A 21,626-nucleotide genomic window follows, 5' to 3' on the forward strand; every position below is an offset into this window, starting at 1 on the left:
AGCGGGCTTGCTCGCGAAGGCGGTGGGCCAGCCAATACATCCGGCGACTGACACACTGCATTCGCGAGCAAGCCCGCTCCCACATTGGATCTTCAGTGGGTTTGGGAAAATGTGATCAGGCCTCATCACCCTCATCATCATCCCCACCATCCACCTTCATCCCCAATTCCTTGATCTTGCGCGTCAGGGTATTGCGCCCCCAACCCAGCAGCACGGCCGCATCGCGACGACGGCCTGCAGTGTGCTTCAGGGCTGTCTCGATCATGATCCGCTCGAACGCCGGCACCGCGCTGTCCAGCAGGTTCGACTGGCCGCGTGCCAAGGCCTGGTCCGCCCATTGGCGCAGCGCCTGTTCCCAGTTGGTCACGGGGGCCGAGTCCTGCGGCAGGCTCAGCAGCTCCGGCGGCAGGTCGCTGATGTGCACCTCGCGCCCGGACGCCATCACGGTGATCCAGCGGCAGGTGTTCTCCAACTGGCGCACGTTGCCGGGCCACGGCAGGTTCTTGAGGTATTCCTCGGTCTCGCTTTTGAGCAGCTTGGGCTCCACAGCCAGCTCCAGGGCGGCGCGGCTGAGGAAGTGGCGGGCGAGGGTGGGGATGTCTTCACGACGGTCCGACATGCGCGGGATATGGATGCGGATCACGTTGAGGCGGTGAAACAAGTCCTCACGGAATTTACCCGCATGCACCAGGGTTTCCAGGTTCTGGTGGGTGGCCGCGATGATGCGCACATCCACCTTGACCGGCGTATGCCCGCCCACGCGGTAGAACTCGCCGTCAGCCAGCACGCGCAGCAAGCGAGTCTGGGTATCGGCCGGCATGTCGCCGATTTCGTCGAGGAACAGCGTGCCGCCGTCCGCCTGTTCAAAGCGTCCGCGACGCAGGTTGGCTGCCCCGGTGAACGCGCCTTTTTCATGGCCGAACAGCTCTGATTCCATCAAGTCCTTGGGAATCGCCGCCATGTTCAGCGCGATAAACGGCGAGGCCGCCCGTGGGCTGTGGCGGTGCAGGGCATGGGCCACCAGCTCTTTACCGGTCCCGGATTCGCCGTTGATCAGCACGGTGATGTTGGAGTGGCTCAAGCGCCCGATGGCGCGAAACACTTCCTGCATCGCCGGCGCTTCCCCGATGATTTCCGGGGTGCGGGTCAGGGTCGGCGGGGCTTCCTGGTTCTGTTGTTCCTGGGCATGCTGGTTGGCGCGCTTGACCAGCGCCACCGCCTCATCCACGTCGAATGGCTTGGGCAGGTATTCAAAGGCGCCGCCCTGATAAGACGCGACAGCGCTGTCCAGGTCCGAGTGGGCGGTCATGATGATCACCGGCAAACGTGGGTGCTGCTCGCGAATGCGCGCCAGCAAGTCCAGGCCACTGGCGCCAGGCATGCGAATGTCGGAAATGATCACGTCCGGCTGCTGGCGTGCCAGGCGGCTCATCACCCCATCGGCGCTGTCGAAGCTCTGGGTGGTCATGCCTTCTTGTTGCAAGGCTTTTTCGAGGACCCAGCGGATAGAACGGTCGTCGTCGACGATCCAGACAGTTTCACTACGGCTCATGTCGTGGGGGCTCCTTGTTCCAATGGCAGGAAGATCGAGAACGTGGTGTGGCCAGGGTGGCTCTCACATTCGATCAGGCCCTGGTGCTGGCTGATGATGTTCTGGGTAATGGCCAGGCCCAGCCCGGTACCGTCCGGGCGGCCGCTGACCATGGGAAAGAAGATGGTTTCCTGCAGCTCCGCAGGAATGCCGGGGCCGTTGTCGATGATCTCGACCTTGGTCACCAGGCGATGGCGCACATGGCCGATGGTGAACTGGCGCAGAGCGCGGGTACGCAGGCTGATGCGGCCCAGGCGCAGCTCGTTCTGGCTGCTGATGGCCTGCATGGCGTTGCGCACGATATTGAGTACCGCCTGGATCATCTGCTCGCGGTCGATCAACACGTCGGGAATGCTTGGGTCGTAGTCGCGCACCAGGGTGATGCAGCCCTGGCTTTCGGCCTCGACCAGTTGGCACACGCGCTCCAGCACCTCATGCACGTTGGTCATCGCCAGGGACGGCAGCTTGTTGGAGCCGAGCATGCGGTCGACCAGGTTACGCAGGCGGTCGGCTTCCTCGATGATGACGTTGGTGTAGTCCTTGAGGTGCTCGTCCGGCAGCTCGCGGGACAACAACTGTGCCGCGCCGCGAATACCGCCCAGCGGGTTCTTGATCTCATGGGCGAGGCCGCGCACCAGCATCTTGCTGGTTTCCTGCTTGGACAGCTGCGCTTCCTCCTTGGTGATGCGCAGCAGGCGGTCGCGGGGGTGGACTTCGAGCAGCAGCAGGGTCGCGCCATTGCTCAGGATCGGCGTCACGGCGTAATCGACGGTCAGCGTCTGCCCGGTCAGCGCGGTGAGCATCGCTTCGCGCTTGGTGAACGGGTGTGCCTGCTCCACGGCCTGGCGCAAAGAACTCAAGGCTTCGGCCGACTCGGTGAACAATTCGCTGATGAACTGCCCATGGCTGCGCTGGCCGCTGATGGCCAGGAGCATCTCCGCCGCCGGGTTCATGTACTCAAGGCGCAGGTCGGCATTGAGCAGGATGGTCGCGGTGGTCAGGTTGTCGAGTAACAAACGGTGCAGTGCATCACTGATGGTCATCGGGACCTCTTTTGGAGCAAGGCGCGGGCTTGAGGCACACGCTGATACAAGGAAAATGCAAAAACCAAACCAAGGCTCCGAAAAGAAGCGCTAATGCCCTGAAATAAGGGCTTGAGGCGCGAAACTGTGGCGTTCTGCCAGCTTGAACGGGAAGTTTCGAACCAAAATGGGCTGGGCACTTGAGAAGGGTGCAGGCTATCGCACCAATATAGTGCGATTTTGTGAAGGTTGTTCAGCTGGTGAAGATTTGCGGCGAATCGCGGTCAGTGTGGGAGCTGGCTTGCCTGCTCCCACCTGTTTGATTGGGTTTGCTGTCACTAGCCTTTGTAGATGCACAGCTCGGCTGTGGCGCGGATCATCGCCAGTTGGCGCAGCGGATCATTCAGCGGTTCGTGCACGGCCTCGGCGAGCCATTGGGGGCATTTGGGGTCTGTGCGCAGGGGCGTGAAGTCGGCCAACTGCTGCAGCAGCCTTTTTTGCAGCTCGTCCAATCGCGGGCGGATCTGCTGGACCAAGTCCGGGCGTGGGTCGTCCGGCGCCTTGCCCTGGAACTGCCAATCGGACAGGTGGGTGTATTGCACCAGTTTGTTGGCTTCGATCTGGGCGGCGAAGAACTGCTCGGCAGCCGCCGGGTTCAGCTTGTAGCTTGGCGCCTGGGCAGTGACGCTGGCGATCACCTCTTGCTCGCGCTTCTTATCCTCCACGGGCTTGTGGCTGTCCCATTTGCTCAGCGCCACTTGGTCGGCAATCTCCAGGCGTTCGGCGATGCTGTTGAGCAAGGGTTCGAGCGTAGGCGGCGCGGCGTTTGCTGTGGCACTGGCCAATAGCAGGGCAAAGACGAGTCGATGTTTCAAGGGCGATCCTCTGTAGGAGCGAGCTTGCTCGCGAAGGTCGCTAACGATAACGCGTCAATGTTGAAAAAAATGCGGTGTCTTGGCGTTTTTCGCGAGCAAGCTCGCTCCTACAGGAAGTGCGGTGAATAATCTCAGGCAAAAAAAAGACCTCCCGAAGGAGGCCTTTTTCATCACGCTGCCTCAAGCAGCGCTACCGGATCAGCAGCTGTAGTACAGCTCGTATTCCAGTGGGTGTACGAAGGTGCGTACTTTGATTTCTTCTTCGCTTTTCAGGGCGATGTAAGCGTCGATGAAGTCGTCGCTGAAAACGCCGCCTTTGGTCAGGAACGCACGGCCCTTGTCCAGCTCTTCCAGGGCTTCTTTCAGGCTGCCGCACACTTGTGGGATCTCTTTGGCCTCTTCAGGCGGCAGGTCGTACAAGTTTTTGTCGGCGGCGTCGCCAGGGTGGATCTTGTTCTGGATACCGTCCAGGCCGGCCATCATCAGGGCGGCGAAGGCCAGGTAAGGGTTGGCAGCCGGGTCCGGGAAGCGTGCTTCGATACGACGGCCTTTAGGGCTGTTGACGTAAGGAATACGGATCGAGGCAGAGCGGTTGCGTGCCGAGTAGGCCAGCATCACCGGCGCTTCAAAACCTGGGACCAGACGCTTGTAGGAGTTGGTCGACGGGTTGGTGAAGCCGTTCAGGGCCTTACCGTGCTTGATGATGCCGCCGATGAAGTACAGGGCGGTATCGGACAGGCCGGCATAGCCTTCGCCAGCGAAGGTGTTCTTGCCGTCTTTGGAAATCGATACGTGAACGTGCATGCCCGAGCCGTTATCGCCGTACAGCGGCTTAGGCATGAAGGTAGCGGTGCGGCCATAGGCATCGGCAACGTTGTGCACGCAGTATTTCAGGGTTTGAACTTCGTCAGCCTTCTTCACCAGCGTGTTGAATTTCACGCCGATTTCGTTCTGGCCGGCAGTCGCCACTTCGTGGTGGTGAACTTCAACGGTCTGGCCCATTTCTTCCAGTGCGTTGCACATGGAGGTACGGATTTCGTGGTCGAAGTCGAACGGTGGTACTGGGAAGTAGCCGCCTTTAACGCCTGGACGGTGGCCTTTGTTGCCGCCTTCCACGTCCTGGTCGGACATCCACGAACCTTGCTCGGAGAAAATCTTGAACATGGAGCCGGAGATGTCGGATTTGAACTTCACCGAGTCGAAGATGAAGAACTCTGGCTCAGGGCCGAAGAAAGCGGTGTCGCCGATACCGGTGGACTTCAGGTATTCCTCGGCACGGTGGGCGATGGCGCGTGGGTCGCGGTCATAGCCTTGCATGGTCGAAGGCTCGATGATGTCGCACACCAGGATCAGGGTTGGCTCTTCGGTGAACGGGTCGAGTACGGCGGTGCTGTCGTCTGGCAGCAGGATCATGTCGGAGGCTTCGATGCCTTTCCAGCCGGCGATGGAGGAACCGTCGAACATCTTGCCGACTTCGAAGAAGTCATCTTCCAGCGCATCGCGAGCCGGCATGGTCACGTGGTGCTGAGTGCCTTTTGTGTCCGTGAAGCGCAGATCAATCCATTTAACGTCATGATCTTTGATGAGTTGAACCGACTTCGACATGGTGTCCTCCGGGTGGCTTCGGGCTTGGGGTAGTGGAGTTAGCCCTTAGAATTTGGGTGATGCCGGCGCGGATACTCCGCCAAGGCAACCTGCCTCACAAGAGAGCAAATTGCATGCCAGTGCGCCAACATGGCCGTTTTGCCTCAAAATGGCCCCTATAACGGTGCAATCGGCAAAAACGGCATAATTCGCGCACTGCAATGTAGCGTTTATTTGGGTAAATGACCCGTTTTGGTGCATTGCATGTGCAATGCATATTAACTGGTTAAACCTTGAGCGATTTCCGCTATAATCCGCGCCCCCCTTTTTCAGCAGGCCCGGCGCGCGCTGTTTCCATGAAATTAATCGTTAAAGTCTTCCCCGAGATCACCATCAAGAGCCGACCGGTACGGACGCGTTTCATCCGTCAGTTGGCCAAGAACATCCGTGCCGTGCTCCGTGACCTGGACCCGGCTGTGGTGGTGAACGGCGTGTGGGACAACCTCGAGCTGGAAACCCGCATTACCGACGCCAAAGCCTTGAAGGACATGACCGAGCGCCTGAGCTGCATGCCGGGCATCGCGCATTTCCTGCAGGTGGATGAGTACCCGCTGGGCGACTTCGACGACATCACCGAAAAGTGCAAGCAGCACTACGGCAGTGCGCTTGAAGGCAAGATTTTTTCGGTGCGTTGCAAGCGTGCCGGCAAGCACCCGTTCAGCTCCATGGACGTCGAGAAATACGTCGGCAGCAAGCTGCGTCGCGAGTGCGGTGCCGCTGGAATTTCCCTGAAAGCGCCACAAATTGAAGTGCGCATGGAAATTCGCGACCAACGGTTGTTTGTGATCCACAGCCAGCACAACAGCATCGGCGGCTACCCGCTGGGCGCCCTGGAACAGACCCTGGTATTGATGTCCGGCGGTTTCGATTCCACGGTGGCGGCCTACCAGATCATGCGTCGCGGCCTGATGAGCCACTTCTGCTTCTTCAACCTGGGCGGGCGTGCACATGAATTGGGCGTGATGGAAGTCGCGCACTTTATCTGGAAGAAATACGGCAGCTCCCAACGCGTGCTATTTGTAAGCGTACCGTTCGAGGAAGTGCTGGGCGAAATTCTCGGCAAAGTCGATAACAGTCATATGGGCGTAGTATTGAAGCGTATGATGTTGCGCGCTGCGTCCAGAATCGCCGATCAATTGCAGATCGACGCTCTGGTGACCGGCGAAGCGATTTCCCAGGTTTCCAGCCAGACGCTGCCTAACTTGTCGATCATTGACTGCGTGACCGAGAAGCTGGTGCTACGCCCGCTGATCGCCAGCCACAAGCAGGACATCATCGACCTGGCAGAGCAAATCGGCACCGCCGACTTTGCCAAGCATATGCCTGAATACTGCGGGGTCATTTCGGTGAACCCCAAGACTCACGCCAAGCGTCACCGCGTGGAGCATGAAGAGAAAGAATTCGACATGGCGATTCTGGAGCGTGCGCTCGAGAACGCCAAGCTGGTCCCAATCGATCGGGTGATCGACGAGTTGGGCCAGGATGTAAAAATCGAAGAAGTCAGCGAAGCCCTGGCCGGCCAGATCGTCATCGACATCCGTCACCCGGATGCCGCTGAGGATGAGCCGCTGGAAATCGCTGGCATCGACGTGCAAACGCTGCCGTTCTACGCACTGAACGCGCGTTTCAAGGAACTGGATAACAGCCGTCAGTACCTGTTGTATTGCGACAAAGGCGTGATGAGTCGCCTGCATGCCCACCATTTGCTCAGTGAGGGGCATGCCAATGTGCGCGTTTATCGACCGAGCTAAGAGCCCGGGGCTGTTTGCCTGTGGCCTGCGTCACCGGCCCCCCGACTCTGCCGTCAAGCTGTAACGGCAAGGCCTGACTCTACTGTTAATCGCTGCCACGACCTGTCAGCACACCGAATCCTCTGATCGAGATACACAAGTGATCGAAAATCTACGTAACATCGCCATCATTGCTCACGTTGACCATGGTAAAACCACCCTGGTAGACAAACTCCTGCGTCAATCCGGCACCCTGGAGCGCAACGAGCTCAACGACGAGCGCGTGATGGACTCCAACGACCAGGAAAAAGAGCGCGGTATTACCATCCTGGCAAAAAACACCGCTATCAACTGGAACGGCTACCACATCAACATCGTGGATACCCCGGGCCACGCCGACTTCGGCGGCGAAGTAGAACGCGTAATGTCGATGGTTGACTCCGTTCTGCTGCTGGTTGACGCTCAAGACGGCCCTATGCCGCAAACCCGTTTCGTGACCAAGAAGGCTTTCGAAGCCGGCCTGCGTCCGATCGTGTGCATCAACAAGGTTGACCGTCCAGGCGCGCGTCCGGACTGGGTTCTGGACCAGATCTTCGACCTGTTCGACAACCTGGGTGCTACCGAAGAACAGCTGGACTTCCAAGTCATCTACGCCTCGGCCCTGAACGGTATTGCTGGTCTTGACCACACCGACATGGCTGAAGACATGACTCCGCTGTACCAGTCGATCGTCGACAACGTACCAGCACCGAAAGTTGACCGTGAAGGCCCGTTCCAGATGCAAATCTCGGCACTGGACTACAACAGCTTCCTGGGTGTTATCGGCGTTGGCCGTATCGCTCGTGGTAGCGTCAAGCCGAACACCCCGGTTGTCGCTATCGGCGCCGACGGCAAGAAGCGTAACGGTCGTATCCTGAAGCTGATGGGTCACCACGGTCTGCACCGTGTAGACGTTGAAGAAGCTTTCGCTGGCGACATCGTCTGCGTGAGCGGTATGGACTCGCTGTTCATCTCCGACACCCTGTGCCAGCCGGACAACGTCGAGGCGATGAAGCCTCTGACCGTTGACGAGCCAACCGTTTCCATGACCTTCCAGGTAAACGACTCGCCTTTCTGCGGTAAAGAAGGCAAGTTCGTGACCTCCCGTAACATCAAGGAGCGTCTGGACAAAGAGCTGCTGTACAACGTTGCTCTGCGCGTTGAAGAAGGCGACTCGGCTGACAAGTTCAAGGTCTCCGGCCGTGGTGAGCTGCACCTCTCGGTACTGATCGAAACCATGCGTCGCGAAGGCTTCGAAATGGGTGTTGGTCGTCCGGAAGTGATCATCCGTCAGGTTGACGGCGTGAAGCAGGAACCGTTCGAAAACGTCACCATCGACACCCCTGAAGAATCCCAGGGCAAGGTCATGGAAGAGATGGGCCTGCGTAAGGGCGACCTGACCAACATGGTGCCGGATGGCAAAGGCCGTGTGCGTCTGGAATACAACATCCCTGCTCGTGGTCTGATCGGTTTCCGTAACCAGTTCCTGACCCTGACCAACGGTGCTGGCATCCTGACCTCGATCTTCGATCGCTACGACACCATGAAGTCCGGCGACATGTCCGGCCGTCAGAACGGTGTTCTGGTATCGGTAGAAACCGGCAAGGCGCTGACCTACTCCCTGGAAACTCTCCAGGCGCGTGGCAAGCTGTTCGTTGAACACGGTCAAGAGATCTACAACGGCCAGATCGTTGGTCTGAACAGCCGTGACAACGACATGGGCGTCAACCCAACCAAAGGCAAGAAGCTCGACAACATGCGTGCTTCGGGCAAAGACGAAACCATCGCTCTGGTTCCACCTGTTCGCTTCACCCTGGAACAGGCCCTGGAATTCATCCAGGACGACGAGCTGTGTGAAGTCACGCCTAAGTCGATCCGCCTGCGTAAGAAGATCCTGGACGAAGGCGAGCGTACCCGCGCTGCCAAGAAAGCCAAGAACTGAGTTAACTCAGGCTGAATGAAAAACGCCCCCGGTCGAAAGGCCGGGGGCGTTTTTTTATGCCTGCAGGTTGTGTGGTGACTGTGCCGGCCTCATCGCGGGTAAGCCCGGCTCCCACATTTTGGATCTGTGAATACATTCAAATGTGGGAGCTGGCTTGCCTGCGATGAGGCCCTTGAGGGCACTACAAAATCCGGATCAGAACTTGTCGAGGGTCTTGAAGTTGGTCTCGCGCACCACTTCCTTGGGCTTGTACGCGCAATACCCCGGCCGCGGCCCGATTTTCGGGTGGTTGCGGCAGGTATCCGGGCGTTTGTCATAAATAGTGCAAAAGCGCGTCTTACGATCCAGGTACAGGCAGTCGTTGTTGCTCATGCGCTGCAGGGTGAAAATTTCGGACTTGTTGTTGTACCGCTCGACGATGCCTTCTTTCTGCAGACGCTTGGCGATGTTCTTGGGCGGATCGCCGCGCTCGAACTCATCGACGATGCCAATGCGGATCAGGTCCTTGATCTTCACCTCCACCGGCAGCGTGCAGCAGCTGGACACGCAACCACCGCACATGTGGGCGGAGTATTTCTGCCAGGTCTCTAGACGGTCGAGTTCCGCGGCGGCGATCAGTTGAGGCTTCATCAAGGTTCCAAGGTGGGGCGTTATCCGGGCGCGCGATCATACCGGGATTGGTGGTTTTTTGAACAATATTTTGCAGGTTTCAGCTCAAAGGTTTGGCCAGGGCCTGATCGGGCACGACCCCTGCATCAAATTCAGCCACAGGCCAATGAGTTAAAAAACTGCCGAACCAGCGCGTCTACCGTCTGTCAGACCGACTAGGCTCTAGCAACTCCTTCAATCTCGCCCGAGGTCGCACCGATGTCTCAGGAACCGCTTGCACGAGAAGCAGAGGTAGCCGCATTCCGCGATGCTGTCTTGACCAAACTCACCTACGCGGTGGGCAAGGACCCGGATCACGCCTTCGACCATGACTGGTTCGAAGCCATTGCCCTGGCCGCCCGCGACCAGATGGTCGATCACTGGATGGACCACACGCGGCGTATCTATCGCAAAGGCCAGAAGCGTGTTTATTACCTGTCCCTGGAATTTCTCATCGGCCGTCTGCTCTACGACAGCCTGAGCAACCTGGGGGTGCTGGAGATCGCTCGCGAAGCGCTGTCGGAGCTGGGCGTGGATCTGGAACGCATCCGCCTGCTGGAGCCCGACGCGGCGCTCGGCAATGGTGGCCTGGGCCGTCTGGCGGCGTGCTTTATGGAAAGCATGTCGACCCTCGGCATTGCTGGCCACGGCTATGGCATCCGTTATGAACACGGCCTGTTCCGCCAGGCGATTGTCGACGGTTGGCAGCAGGAACAGACCGAACGCTGGCTGGATTTCGGTAACCCTTGGGAATTCGAACGCGCCGAAGTGATTTACCCGATTGGCTTTGGCGGCAGTGTCGAAACCGTGGCGGACGCCTCCGGCAAGATGATCCAGGTGTGGTCGCCCAACGAAACCGTACGTGCCGTTGCCTATGACACGCCGGTCGTCGGCTGGCGCGGCGCCAGCGTCAACACCCTGCGCCTCTGGCGTGCACGGGCCGTAGAAGACCTGCACCTGGAGCGCTTCAACGCCGGTGACCATTTGGGCGCCGTCGCCGAAGTGGCCCGCGCCGAAAGCATCTCCCGCGTGCTTTACCCGGCCGACAGCACCGAAGCAGGGCAGGAACTGCGCCTGCGCCAGGAATATTTCTTCGTCTCCGCGTCCCTGCAAGATTTGCTGCGCCGCCACAAGAACATGCACGGGTCGGTACTCAGCCTGGGCGAACACGCCGCCATCCAGCTCAACGACACCCACCCGTCCATCGCCGTGGCCGAGTTGATGCGCCAGTTGGTCGACCTACATGACATTCCCTGGGAAGCCGCGTGGGATGTCACCGTCGAGACCCTTTCGTACACCAACCACACCCTGCTGCCCGAAGCGCTGGAAACCTGGCCTGTCGGTTTGATGGAACGCATGCTGCCGCGGCACATGCAGATCATCTACCTGATCAACGCCCAGCACATCGACTCGCTGCGTGCCAAAGGCATCCACGACTTTGATGTTTTGCGCGCTGTGTCGCTGATCGAAGAGGACAACGGCCGCCGCGTGCGCATGGGCAACCTGGCGTTCCTGGGCTCCCATAGCGTCAACGGCGTGTCCGGTTTGCATACCCAGTTGATGCGCAGCACGGTGTTCTCCGAACTGCACAAGCTCTACCCCGAACGCATCAACAACAAAACAAACGGCATTACCTTCCGCCGCTGGCTGTACCAGGCCAACCCCAAGCTGACCGATATGCTGGTGGAGGCGCTGGGCCCGGACATTCTCGACCAGCCCGAACAGCGCCTGATCGAGTTGGAACCCTTTGCCGAGAAGCCGGCCTTTCGCAAAGCATTTGCTGAGCAGCGCCTGCACAGCAAACGCGCCCTGGCGCAGATCATCCATGAGCGCCTGGGCATTGCGATCAACCCGGCGGCGATGTTCGACGTGCAGGTCAAGCGTATTCACGAGTACAAGCGCCAACTGCTTAACCTGCTGCACACCGTGGCGCTGTACCAGGCGATCCGTGCCGAGCCGGGCATCGACTGGGTGCCTCGGGTGAAGATCTTTGCCGGTAAGGCGGCGGCCAGCTACCACCAGGCCAAGCTGATCATCAAGCTGACCAACGACATCGCCCGCACCGTCAACAACGACCCGACCGTGCGCGGTCTGCTCAAGGTGGTGTTCCTGCCCAACTACAACGTCAGCCTGGCGGAAAGCATCATTCCGGCAGCGGATTTGTCGGAGCAGATTTCCACCGCCGGCTTTGAAGCGTCGGGTACCAGCAATATGAAGTTCGGCCTCAACGGTGCACTGACCATCGGCACCATGGACGGCGCGAACGTGGAAATGCACGAGCGTGTCGGCGCCGAGCACATGTTTATCTTTGGCCTCAGTGCCCAGCAGGTGGAAGCTCGCAAGCATGCCGGCGAGTTCAGCGCCGGGCCGGACATCGCCGCGTCCCACCGTTTGAACGACGTGCTGCAAGCCATCCGTGGCGGGGTGTTTTCGCCGGATGACCCGGGGCGTTATGTGGGCCTGATCGATGGGCTGATCGACTACGACCGCTTCCTGGTGTGTGCCGACTTTGACGCCTACTGGGACGCCCAGGCGCGGGTCGAAGCGCATTGGCACGACTCCAAGGCCTGGTGGCGCTCGGCGGTGCTCAACACGGCGCGCATGGGTTGGTTCAGCTCGGACCGCACCATCCGCGAGTACGCCACCGAGATCTGGAAAGCCCTCGACTGACCCCTGATGCCACTGTAGGAGCGAGCTTGCTCGCGAAGAACCTCAACGATAACGCTTGCTTCCTGAATGAGCGCGGCGCGTATGAGTTTTTCGCGAGTAAGCTCGCTCCTACAGAGGTGTCGTTGCTCCGTTGCGTGAACTCTATTGGCGTTAAATCCTCTGATTAGAGGAAATCAGCCCCGACTCGCGCTAAACTGCGCGGGTTTTTAGCCCCCCATTCTCCGGAGCCGTCCATGTCCCGCGTTACCTTGAGTCGCTATTTGATCGAGCAGACCCGCAGCAACAACACGCCTGCCGATCTGCGCTTCCTTATCGAAGTGGTGGCGCGTGCTTGCAAGGAAATCAGCCACGCCGTTTCCAAAGGCGCACTGGGCGGTGTCCTGGGCAGCATGGGCACTGAAAACGTGCAGGGCGAAGTGCAGAAGAAGCTGGACGTGCTGTCCAACGAAATCCTGCTCGAAGCCAACGAATGGGGCGGCCACCTGGCCGGCATGGCGTCCGAAGAAATGGACAATGCCTACCAGATCCCAGGCAAATACCCGAAGGGCGCATACCTCTTGGTATTCGACCCCCTGGACGGTTCGTCCAACATCGACATCAACGCACCGGTTGGCACCATCTTCTCGGTACTGCGGTGCCCCAACGAATACCTGAGCCAGAACGAAGCCCTGAACGAAAAGGCCTTCCTGCAGCCAGGCACTGAGCAAGTCGCTGCCGGCTACGCAATCTACGGCCCACAGACCATGCTGGTGCTGACCCTGGGCGATGGCGTCAAAGGCTTTACCCTGGACCGTGAAATGGGCAGCTTCGTACTCACCCACGAAGACATTTCGATTCCTGCTTCTACCCAGGAATTTGCCATCAACATGTCCAACCAGCGCCACTGGGAAGAACCGGTGAAGCGCTACGTAAACGAGCTGATGGAAGGCGAAGAAGGCCCGTTGAAGAAGAACTTCAACATGCGCTGGGTGGCCGCGATGGTTGCCGACGTGCACCGCATCCTGACCCGTGGTGGCCTGTTCATGTACCCACGCGACAGCCGCGAGCCTTCCAAGCCAGGCAAGCTGCGCCTGATGTACGAAGCCAACCCGATGTCGTTCCTGGTTGAGCAGGCAGGCGGTGCGTCTACCGACGGACACCAGCGCATCCTCGACATCCAGCCGGAAGGCCTGCACCAGCGTGTGGCGGTGTTCCTGGGCTCGAAGGAAGAAGTTGAGCGCGTGACGGCTTATCACAAGTAGGAGCGAGCTTGCTCGCGAAAAGCTGACAGGCAACGCGGGCATCCAGACAGCCCGCGTCATCATTAACGTTCTTCGCGAGCAAGCTCGCTCCTACCCTGGGCCCCGAAACGTTTCAGCGTTTTCGGGGCTTTTTTGTTTTCGCTCGTCGGGAACCAGACACCCCTTTTCCCTTCTAAGCTTCTGGCAGATACCCCAGCTGCTTTGTCTCTCCAGGAGCTTTTCCATGTCTATACGCCGTCTCGCCCTGCTGGCTTTTTGCGTGCTCTTAGCCGCTTGCAGCAAGGTCACCCAAGAAAACTACCAAAAGCTCTCAGCCGGCATGGCCAAGGCCGAGGTGGAGTCGTTGCTGGGCAAGCCAACCGATTGTTCCGGCGCACTGGGCATGTCCAGCTGCACCTGGGGCGATAAAAACAGCTTTATCAGCGTGCAGTACGCCGGTGACAAAGTTCTGATGTTTTCCGGGCAAGGCCTGAAGTAAACCGGGGCGCGAGCCTGCGGGAGAAGAAGAATGATGCGTTTTGTTTTGTTCCTTTGCGCCAGCCTGTTTTTGGCGGGCTGTGCCAGCCATTCTGGCGATGATCTGCAACCCAAGACGGCGAGCAACGTCAACCTCAAACGTTACCAGGGCACCTGGTATGAGTTGGCCCGGTTGCCGATGTACTTCCAGCGCAACTGTGCGCAATCCGAAGCCCGCTATACCTTGCTGCCTGATGGTGACATGTCGGTGTTCAACCGCTGCCTGACGCCTGAGTGGAAGTGGCAAGAGGCCAAAGGCACGGCGACGCCGCAGGTGCCAGGCAAGACCGACAAGCTGTGGGTGGAATTCAATAACTGGTTTACGTCACTGTTGCCGGGCGTTGCCAAGGGCGACTACTGGGTGCTGTACGTCAGCGATGACTACAAGACCGCCATCGTCGGCAGCCCGAGCCGGCGCTATATGTGGATCCTGTCGCGCACGCCGACGGTGAGTGCCGAGACCCGCGAAGACCTGCTGAGCAGGGCGCGACAGCAAGGGTATGACACCACGCGGCTGATCTGGCGTACGTCGGACAAGCAGATGGCAAAGTCCTCTCAGTAATCCTGAGTAGCCTCAATCCAATGTGGGAGCTGGCTTGCCTGCGATAGCATCAACCCGGTGTAACTGATGCACCGAGTTGTCTGTATCGCAGGTAAGCCAGCTCCCACAGTTGTTATGGATTGGCCGTTAGTGCAGCAAGTCCTTCAGGACCTGGGTGAATGCCTGGCGGCTGTCTTCTTCGCCAGCATGATGCCCGTCTCGCACCACCCACTTGCCATTGACCAGTACATCGCGCACTTGCCGATCACCACCGGCAAATAGCCAGCGGTTGAGAATCCCATCCTCACTGGCCGTCGCCAGGTACGGGTCGTTACCGTCCAGCACAATCCAATCCGCACGCTTGCCCACTTGCAGCCGACCAATCGGCTGGCCCAGCGCTTGTGCGCCACCGTCCAGCGCAGCATCGAACAGCGTGCGACCCACCATCGGTTGATCACTGCGGTACAGCCGATTACGCCGCTGATCACGCAGGCGCTGGCCGTATTCCAGCCAACGCAATTCTTCCACCACGCTCAGTGATACATGGCTGTCGGAGCCGATACCCATGCGGCCGCCCTGGGCGAGGAAGTCTACCGCCGGAAAAATCCCATCGCCCAGGTTGGCTTCGGTGGTCAGGCACAAACCGGCAATCGCTCGGCTGTTGGCCATGCGGGTGACTTCATCGGCATCGGCATGGGTGGCATGCACCAGGCACCAGCGCTCATCCACCTCGACATTGTCATACAGCCACTGCAACGGGCGCTTGCCGCTCCAGGCCAGGCAGTCGTCGACTTCCTTTTGCTGTTCAGCGATGTGGATATGCACCGGGCAGGCCTTGTCACTGGCGGCCAGCACGGTATGGATTTGTTCGGGGGTGACGGCGCGCAGGGAATGGAAGCACAGGCCCAGTTGCTGCGCTGGTTGTGCCGCCAGAATGGGCTGCAAGCGGGCTTGCAGGTCCAGGTAGTGTTCAGTGCTGTTGATAAACCGTCGCTGGCCTTCATTTGGCGCCTGGCCACCAAAGCCTGCGTGGGTGTAGAGCACCGGCAGCAAGGTCAGGCCGATCCCGCTGCTGGCGGCCGCCTGGCTGATCTGGCGGGACAGCTCCGTACGGTCGGCATAGGGCTGGCCGCTGAGATCGTGATGCACATAATGAAACTCGGCCACTGAGGTGTAGCCGGCCTTGAGCATTTCGATATACAGCTGACGGGCGATGACCTGTAACTGCTCGGGGTTGATCTTGCCGACCATGCGGTACATCAAATCGCGCCAAGTCCAAAAGCTGTCATTGGGGTTGCCAGCCACTTCGGCCAAGCCTGCCATGGCGCGCTGGAAGGCATGGGAGTGTAGGTTCGGCATGCCCGCCAACACCGGGCCCCTGAGCCGTTCGGCGCCTTCTGCACTGGCATTGGGCTCAACCTTTGTCAGCAGGCCATCGGCGCTGACTTCAAGACGTACATCGTTGGCCCATCCATTAGGCAGCAGTGCGCGTTCGGCAAAGAAAGCGGACATGATCAAGGCACCCCGGTCGTGTGTTTATTTGTATATACATATACAGACGTTTGCCTGCTCGGTAAACTCCGGCAATCTATGCATCTTTTTCCCCCGCAAGGATTCCCTGTGCCGACTCCGCCCGCCAACTCTTCGCTGGCTGCCCACATGGACGAAAGTCCGGCGCCCTTGTATGCCCGCGTCAAACAGATGATCAGCCAGCAGATCCTCAACGGCAACTGGCCGCCCCATTACCGCGTGCCGTCGGAAAGCGAGTTGGTCAGCCAGTTGGGCTTCAGCCGCATGACCATCAACCGCGCCCTGCGCGAGCTGACCGCCGAAGGCTTGCTGGTGCGCATGCAAGGCGTTGGTACGTTCGTGGCTGAGCCTAAAAGCCAATCGGCCCTGTTTGAAGTGCACAACATCGCCGATGAAATCGCCTCCCGCGGGCATCGGCACACCTGCCAAGTAATCACCCTGGGCGAAGAGGCCGCCGGTTCCGAGCGCGCCGTCGCCTTGGAAATGCGCGAAGGCGGGCGGGTGTTCCACTCGTTGATCGTGCATTACGAGAACGACATTCCCGTGCAAATCGAAGACCGTTTCGTCAACGCCCTGGTTGCGCCGGAATACCTGCAGCAAGACTTCACCCAGCAAACCCCCTACGCCTATTTGAACCAGGTCGCGCCGTTGACTGAGGGTGAGCATGTGGTTGAGGCGATCCTCGCCGATGCCGCCGAGTGCAAGTTGTTGCAGATCGAGCCGAGCGAGCCGTGCCTGTTGATTCGCCGGCGTACCTGGTCGGGTCGCCAGCCGGTGACGGCGGCGCGGTTGATCCACCCCGGTTCCCGTCATAGCCTGGAAGGACGTTTCAGCAAATGAGTACTGTGAAAGTCTGGCGCGCCGCCGACTACGTGCGCATGCCGTGGAAAAACGGTGGCGGCAGCACTGAAGAAATCGCCCGTGATGCGGGCACCGGCCTGGATGGATTTGGCTGGCGCCTGTCGATCGCCGACATCGCCGAGTCGGGTGGCTTTTCCACTTTCGCCGGCTATCAGCGCGTGATCACGGTGATCAAAGGCGCTGGCATGGTGCTGACCGTAGACGGTGAGGAGCAACGCGGCTTGTTACCGTTGCAGCCGTTTGCGTTCGAGGGCGAAAGCCAGGTGTCATGCCGTTTGATCACCGGGCCGATTCGCGACTTCAACCTGATCTACTCGCCACAGCGTTACCATGCACGCTTGCAGTGGGTGGATGGCGTGCAGCAGTTTTTCAGCACCGCGCAGACGGTGCTGGTGTTCAGCGTGGCGGATGAAGTGAAGGTGCTGGGCGAGAAGCTCGGCCACCATGATTGCCTGCAAGTGGACGGTAACACGGGCCTGCTGGATATCTGCGTCACTGGCCGCTGCTGCATCATCGAACTGACCGCGCGCGGTTAAAAACTGTGGGAGCTGGCTTGCCTGCGATAGCCATAGGTATCTACACAACTTTAATGCGACGCATGACCTGTGGAGAGGAAGCTTGCTCCCGTGACGGCCCCGGCGGCCAGCGCATATTTACCTGACGCCCGGCGATCCAAATGTGGGAGCGGGCTTGCTCGCGAAGGCGGCCTGGCAGTCAACACAGTTGGATTGTGTACATATCCATTGCTGCGGTAACGGCTACTTAGGGTTCCGCCCTGACGGCGGCTCACTTTTGAACAGCGCAAAAGTAAGCAAAACGCTCTTGCCCCACCACTCGGCACCTCGCTTAGGCTCGGTGTGCCCGTAATCCGCCAGTGATTTGGGGGGCCGCCGCCACGCGCCATCCATGGCGCGGGGCGGCTAAACCGGCATCCCTGCCGGTTTACCCCCCAAATCCCTGTCGAATTCCGGCCAGCGTGGTTTAACGGGGCGCCAGAGATCAAAAGCAGATCAAGAGCAAGATCAAGAGCGACTCGCTTCGCATCGTGGTTACCGTCTGCTGCTACAGCCCACAAAGTTGTGTAGATACCTATGCTGCGATAGCGGTGTATCAGCCTAGGATGTGCTGGCTGACACACCGCTATCGCAGGCAAGCCAGCTCCCACATTGTTTTTGTATTACTCACACAATCTGTTTCCACTCCGCGCACCAATTTGTTACCGAATGCCCCAGCGTGACGCAACGCCGCGCTGTCGTGACAAATTCTCTTTGCCATAAAATATTTCCGTAAGAAATTTCATCAACTCTCCAGGCCTTGATTATCAAGGCTTGCGCGCACCTTCGGAAAAATTCGGCAGAGCCCATTTCAAAAGTTGGCCGCTTGATTGCATATGCTTGTACATACAAGTAAAGATGTGTGCGTAAGACCTCGCACCATCCATGTCCGCGCATCGATCGCCGAGGAGTCCTAGCTGTGACCAAGCCTACAAAATACCGTGACGTCGAAATCCGCGCCGCCCGCGGTAACAAGCTCACCGCCAAAAGCTGGCTGACCGAAGCGCCGCTGCGCATGCTGATGAACAACCTCGACCCGCAAGTGGCCGAGAACCCCAAGGAGCTGGTGGTGTACGGCGGTATCGGCCGCGCGGCGCGCAACTGGGAGTGCTACGACCAGATCGTCGAGAGCCTCACCAATCTGAACGATGACGAAACCTTGCTGGTGCAATCCGGTAAGCCGGTCGGCGTGTTCAAGACCCACAGCAACGCCCCCCGCGTGCTGATCGCCAACTCCAACCTGGTGCCGCACTGGGCCAGCTGGGAGCATTTCAACGAACTGGATGCCAAGGGCCTGGCCATGTACGGCCAGATGACCGCCGGCAGCTGGATCTACATCGGTAGCCAGGGCATTGTCCAAGGCACCTACGAAACCTTCGTCGAAGCCGGCCGCCAACACTACAACAGCGACCTGACCGGTCGTTGGGTGCTCACCGCCGGCCTCGGCGGCATGGGCGGTGCGCAGCCATTGGCCGCGACCCTGGCCGGCGCCTGCTCGCTGAACATCGAGTGCCAACAAGTCAGCATCGACTTCCGCCTGAACAGCCGTTACGTCGACGAGCAGGCCACCGACCTCGACGACGCCCTGGCGCGCATCGCCAAGTACACCAAGGAAGGCAAGGCCATCTCCATTGCGTTGCTGGGCAACGCCGCAGAGATCCTGCCAGAACTGGTCAAGCGTGGCGTGCGTCCGGACATGGTCACCGACCAGACCAGCGCCCACGACCCACTCAACGGTTACCTGCCGGCCGGCTGGACCTGGGACGAATACCGCGCTCGCGCCAAGACCGAGCCAGCCGCCGTGATCAAGGCCGCCAAGCAGTCGATGGCCGTACACGTCAAAGCCATGCTCGAATTCCAGAAGCAAGGCATCCCGACCTTCGACTACGGCAACAACATCCGCCAGATGGCCCAGGAAGAGGGCGTGGAAAACGCGTTCGACTTCCCAGGTTTCGTACCGGCCTACATCCGCCCACTGTTCTGCCGTGGCATCGGCCCGTTCCGCTGGGCGGCGCTGTCTGGTGACCCGCAGGACATCTACAAGACCGACGCCAAAGTCAAAGAACTGATCCCGGACGACGCCCACCTGCACAACTGGCTGGACATGGCCCGCGAGCGCATCAGCTTCCAGGGCCTGCCGGCACGTATCTGCTGGGTCGGCCTGGGCCAGCGTGCCAAGTTGGGCCTGGCGTTCAACGAAATGGTGCGCAGCGGCGAGCTGTCCGCGCCGGTCGTGATCGGCCGTGACCACTTGGACTCCGGCTCGGTCGCCAGCCCCAACCGCGAAACCGAAGCCATGCAGGACGGCTCCGACGCTGTGTCCGACTGGCCGCTGCTCAACGCCTTGCTCAACACCGCGAGCGGCGCCACCTGGGTCTCGCTGCACCACGGGGGTGGCGTGGGCATGGGCTTCTCCCAGCACTCTGGGATGGTGATTGTCTGCGACGGTACTGACGAAGCGGCCGAGCGGATTGCCCGCGTGCTGCACAACGACCCGGCCACCGGGGTGATGCGCCATGCCGATGCGGGTTATCAGATTGCTATCGACTGCGCCAAGGAGCAGGGCTTGAACCTGCCGATGATCAACGGCTGACGCACCCACTGTAGGAGCGAGCTTGCTCGCGAAGGTATTCCAGGCGCATCGCTGCGTTGAATGTACGTTTTTCGCGAGCAAGCTCGCTCCTACAGAAAAGCACCGAACAATCCATCAGAGGTTGAACAACATGGCTGCAAACGACACCACCCCGTTGATCGAGAGACGTTCGATCGACTACATCCCGGAAGCGGAAAGACATGGTCGTCTATTCAGCCAGTTCACCCTGTGGATGGGTGCCAACCTGCAGATCACTGCGATTGTCACCGGGGCGTTGGCCGTGGTGCTGGGCGGTGATGTGTTCTGGTCGTTGATCGGCTTGCTCATCGGTCAACTGATCGGCGGTGGCGTCATGGCGCTGCATGCGGCGCAAGGGCCCAAGCTTGGCCTGCCGCAGATGATCTCCAGCCGGGTGCAGTTCGGCGTGTATGGGGCGGCGATTCCGATCGTGTTGGTGTGCTTGATGTACCTGGGCTTCACCGCCACCGGTACTGTGCTGTCGGGCCAGGCGCTGGGCCAGTTGTTCGGGGTCAGCGACAGCGTCGGCATCCTGATCTTCGCCAGTGTCATCGTGCTGGTTACGGTGCTGGGTTACCGCGTGATTCACTTCATCGGCCGGGTCGCCAGCCTGATTGGCGTGGTTGCTTTTGTGTACCTGTTCAGCCGCCTGATGAGCCAGACCGACGTTGGCGCGCTCCTGCAAATCCGCCACTTCAGCTGGAGCAGCTTCCTTTTGGCCGTGTCACTTGCGGCCTCCTGGCAGATCGCCTTCGGCCCTTACGTGGCGGACTACTCGCGTTATCTGCCGAGCCGCACGTCATCGGTGAAAACCTTTCTGGCTGCTGGCGCAGGTTCGGTCATCGGTGCCCAAGTGGCGATGGTTCTCGGCGTGTTTGCCGCGGCCATGTCCAACGGGCAGTTTGCCGGCCACGAGGTGGCGTACATCGTGGGCTTGAGCGGCACGGGGGCCACCGCTGCGTTGCTGTATTTCAGCATCGCGTTCGGCAAGGTCACCATCTCGACGCTCAATTCCTACGGCAGCTTCATGTGCATCGCCACTATCATCAGCGGCTTTCGTGGGCGCCTGGAAGTCACGCGTCTGCAGCGTCTGGTGTTCGTGCTGTTGATCGTCGGCACGGCCACGCTGATCGCGTTGCTCGGCCAGCATTCATTCCTCGGTGCATTCAAGTCGTTCATTTTATTCCTGCTGGCGTTCTTTACGCCCTGGAGTGCGATCAACCTGGTGGATTACTACTGCATCACCCGCGAGCGTTATGACGTGCCGGCGCTGGCCGACCCGAACGGTCGCTACGGCCGCTGGAACCTGCTGGGCATCAGCGTCTACGTATTCGGCGTGCTGGTGCAGTTGCCGTTCATCTCCACCAAGTTCTACACCGGCCCCTTGGTGGCCGCGCTGGGGGATGTGGATATCTCCTGGATCATCGGCCTGGTACTGCCGGCGGCCCTGTATTACGTGTGTGCGAAAAAATGGCACGGCACGGTACCCGATCACCTGATCCTGCCAAAAGAGCAGGGCGCTTCACCCATAACAAACGAGCTGGCTGCACAAGCCTGATGGGACGTGGACAGGGCAGGACGCCTACTGACTGCCGTAATCCATTTCATGAT

Annotated in this window: 16 protein-coding genes; 10 read left to right on the forward strand and 6 right to left on the reverse strand. The window is 59.7% G+C overall.

The genetic code is table 11. The features are described 5' to 3' along the window. Positions 1 to 115: 115 nt before the first annotated feature. The 4 genes from ntrC to glnA form a co-directional block, all read right to left on the reverse strand. On the reverse strand, positions 116 to 1,552 hold the full coding sequence (ntrC, locus tag ACWHXD_RS01680) for a nitrogen regulation protein NR(I) (RefSeq protein WP_003187806.1): 1,437 nt from the start codon (positions 1,550 to 1,552) through the stop codon (positions 116 to 118). Next, positions 1,549 to 2,634, reverse strand: a complete 1,086-nt coding sequence (gene glnL / locus ACWHXD_RS01685; protein ID WP_014716523.1) for a nitrogen regulation protein NR(II) — start codon at positions 2,632 to 2,634, stop codon at positions 1,549 to 1,551. The genes ntrC and glnL overlap by 4 nt, the downstream gene beginning before the upstream one ends. A 317-nt stretch (positions 2,635 to 2,951) precedes the next feature. Beyond that, positions 2,952 to 3,488, reverse strand: coding sequence for a chorismate mutase (locus ACWHXD_RS01690; protein WP_138761736.1), 537 nt, complete (start codon positions 3,486 to 3,488; stop codon positions 2,952 to 2,954). Between the two features lie 198 nt (positions 3,489 to 3,686). Then, the gene (gene glnA / locus ACWHXD_RS01695) at positions 3,687 to 5,093 is read right to left on the reverse strand and encodes a type I glutamate--ammonia ligase (protein WP_003187811.1); all 1,407 of its coding nucleotides are present in this window, start codon (positions 5,091 to 5,093) and stop codon (positions 3,687 to 3,689) included. A gap of 335 nt (positions 5,094 to 5,428) precedes the next feature. Between glnA and thiI the strand changes: the two genes are divergently transcribed. Together thiI and typA are read left to right on the forward strand one after the other, a co-directional pair. Next, complete coding sequence (gene thiI, locus ACWHXD_RS01700; protein WP_032894010.1) at positions 5,429 to 6,883, forward strand: tRNA uracil 4-sulfurtransferase ThiI; 1,455 nt, start codon at positions 5,429 to 5,431, stop codon at positions 6,881 to 6,883. Positions 6,884 to 7,022: 139 nt separating this feature from the next. After that, entirely contained in the window at positions 7,023 to 8,843 is a 1,821-nt protein-coding gene (gene typA / locus ACWHXD_RS01705) for a translational GTPase TypA (protein ID WP_003187814.1), read from the forward strand. 195 nt (positions 8,844 to 9,038) lie between these two features. Here typA and ACWHXD_RS01710 read toward each other — a convergent pair whose 3' ends face one another. Beyond that, complete coding sequence (locus ACWHXD_RS01710; protein ID WP_003187815.1) at positions 9,039 to 9,473, reverse strand: YkgJ family cysteine cluster protein; 435 nt, start codon at positions 9,471 to 9,473, stop codon at positions 9,039 to 9,041. 237 nt (positions 9,474 to 9,710) lie between these two features. Here ACWHXD_RS01710 and ACWHXD_RS01715 point away from each other — a divergent pair, with 237 nt between their 5' ends. From ACWHXD_RS01715 to ACWHXD_RS01730, 4 genes are all read left to right on the forward strand, one after another. Next, the gene (locus ACWHXD_RS01715) at positions 9,711 to 12,161 is read left to right on the forward strand and encodes a glycogen/starch/alpha-glucan phosphorylase (RefSeq protein WP_032894008.1); all 2,451 of its coding nucleotides are present in this window, start codon (positions 9,711 to 9,713) and stop codon (positions 12,159 to 12,161) included. 233 nt (positions 12,162 to 12,394) lie between these two features. Further along, positions 12,395 to 13,402, forward strand: coding sequence for a class 1 fructose-bisphosphatase (locus tag ACWHXD_RS01720; protein ID WP_032894007.1), 1,008 nt, complete (start codon positions 12,395 to 12,397; stop codon positions 13,400 to 13,402). Positions 13,403 to 13,625: 223 nt separating this feature from the next. Beyond that, positions 13,626 to 13,880: a hypothetical protein gene (locus ACWHXD_RS01725; RefSeq protein WP_003187823.1), complete on the forward strand. Its 255-nt coding sequence runs from the start codon at positions 13,626 to 13,628 to the stop codon at positions 13,878 to 13,880. A 30-nt stretch (positions 13,881 to 13,910) separates the two neighbouring features. Further along, the gene (locus ACWHXD_RS01730; protein ID WP_003187825.1) at positions 13,911 to 14,480 is read left to right on the forward strand and encodes a lipocalin family protein; all 570 of its coding nucleotides are present in this window, start codon (positions 13,911 to 13,913) and stop codon (positions 14,478 to 14,480) included. 126 nt (positions 14,481 to 14,606) lie between these two features. Here ACWHXD_RS01730 and ACWHXD_RS01735 read toward each other — a convergent pair whose 3' ends face one another. After that, entirely contained in the window at positions 14,607 to 15,971 is a 1,365-nt protein-coding gene (locus ACWHXD_RS01735; RefSeq protein ID WP_138761734.1) for a formimidoylglutamate deiminase, read from the reverse strand. Between the two features lie 147 nt (positions 15,972 to 16,118). On the opposite strand from ACWHXD_RS01735, the gene hutC reads away from it, so the two are divergent. From hutC to ACWHXD_RS01755, 4 genes are all read left to right on the forward strand, one after another. Then, on the forward strand, positions 16,119 to 16,829 hold the full coding sequence (hutC, locus tag ACWHXD_RS01740) for a histidine utilization transcriptional repressor HutC (protein WP_224796965.1): 711 nt from the start codon (positions 16,119 to 16,121) through the stop codon (positions 16,827 to 16,829). Beyond that, on the forward strand, positions 16,826 to 17,386 hold the full coding sequence (locus ACWHXD_RS01745) for a HutD/Ves family protein (RefSeq protein WP_032894002.1): 561 nt from the start codon (positions 16,826 to 16,828) through the stop codon (positions 17,384 to 17,386). Before hutC ends, ACWHXD_RS01745 begins: the two co-directional genes overlap by 4 nt. 937 nt (positions 17,387 to 18,323) lie before the next feature. Beyond that, positions 18,324 to 19,997 carry a urocanate hydratase gene (gene hutU / locus ACWHXD_RS01750; protein WP_078466532.1) on the forward strand — a complete coding sequence of 558 codons (1,674 nt, stop codon included), beginning with the start codon at positions 18,324 to 18,326 and terminating at the stop codon, positions 19,995 to 19,997. A gap of 130 nt (positions 19,998 to 20,127) precedes the next feature. Then, positions 20,128 to 21,573 carry a purine-cytosine permease family protein gene (locus ACWHXD_RS01755; protein WP_138761733.1) on the forward strand — a complete coding sequence of 482 codons (1,446 nt, stop codon included), beginning with the start codon at positions 20,128 to 20,130 and terminating at the stop codon, positions 21,571 to 21,573. Positions 21,574 to 21,626 lie beyond the last annotated feature (53 nt).

The organism is Pseudomonas fjordensis, assembly GCF_976987115.1.

Coding starts and splice junctions, on each gene's coding strand:
- ntrC (WP_003187806.1), bottom strand. CDS start 1,552: ATGAGCCGTAGTGAAACTGTCTGGATCGTCGACGACGACCGTTCTATC.
- glnL (WP_014716523.1), bottom strand. CDS start 2,634: ATGACCATCAGTGATGCACTGCACCGTTTGTTACTCGACAACCTGACC.
- glnA (WP_003187811.1), bottom strand. CDS start 5,093: ATGTCGAAGTCGGTTCAACTCATCAAAGATCATGACGTTAAATGGATT.
- thiI (WP_032894010.1), top strand. CDS start 5,429: ATGAAATTAATCGTTAAAGTCTTCCCCGAGATCACCATCAAGAGCCGA.
- ACWHXD_RS01710 (WP_003187815.1), bottom strand. CDS start 9,473: ATGAAGCCTCAACTGATCGCCGCCGCGGAACTCGACCGTCTAGAGACC.
- ACWHXD_RS01715 (WP_032894008.1), top strand. CDS start 9,711: ATGTCTCAGGAACCGCTTGCACGAGAAGCAGAGGTAGCCGCATTCCGC.
- ACWHXD_RS01720 (WP_032894007.1), top strand. CDS start 12,395: ATGTCCCGCGTTACCTTGAGTCGCTATTTGATCGAGCAGACCCGCAGC.
- ACWHXD_RS01725 (WP_003187823.1), top strand. CDS start 13,626: ATGTCTATACGCCGTCTCGCCCTGCTGGCTTTTTGCGTGCTCTTAGCC.
- ACWHXD_RS01730 (WP_003187825.1), top strand. CDS start 13,911: ATGATGCGTTTTGTTTTGTTCCTTTGCGCCAGCCTGTTTTTGGCGGGC.
- ACWHXD_RS01735 (WP_138761734.1), bottom strand. CDS start 15,971: ATGTCCGCTTTCTTTGCCGAACGCGCACTGCTGCCTAATGGATGGGCC.
- hutC (WP_224796965.1), top strand. CDS start 16,119: ATGGACGAAAGTCCGGCGCCCTTGTATGCCCGCGTCAAACAGATGATC.
- ACWHXD_RS01745 (WP_032894002.1), top strand. CDS start 16,826: ATGAGTACTGTGAAAGTCTGGCGCGCCGCCGACTACGTGCGCATGCCG.
- ACWHXD_RS01755 (WP_138761733.1), top strand. CDS start 20,128: ATGGCTGCAAACGACACCACCCCGTTGATCGAGAGACGTTCGATCGAC.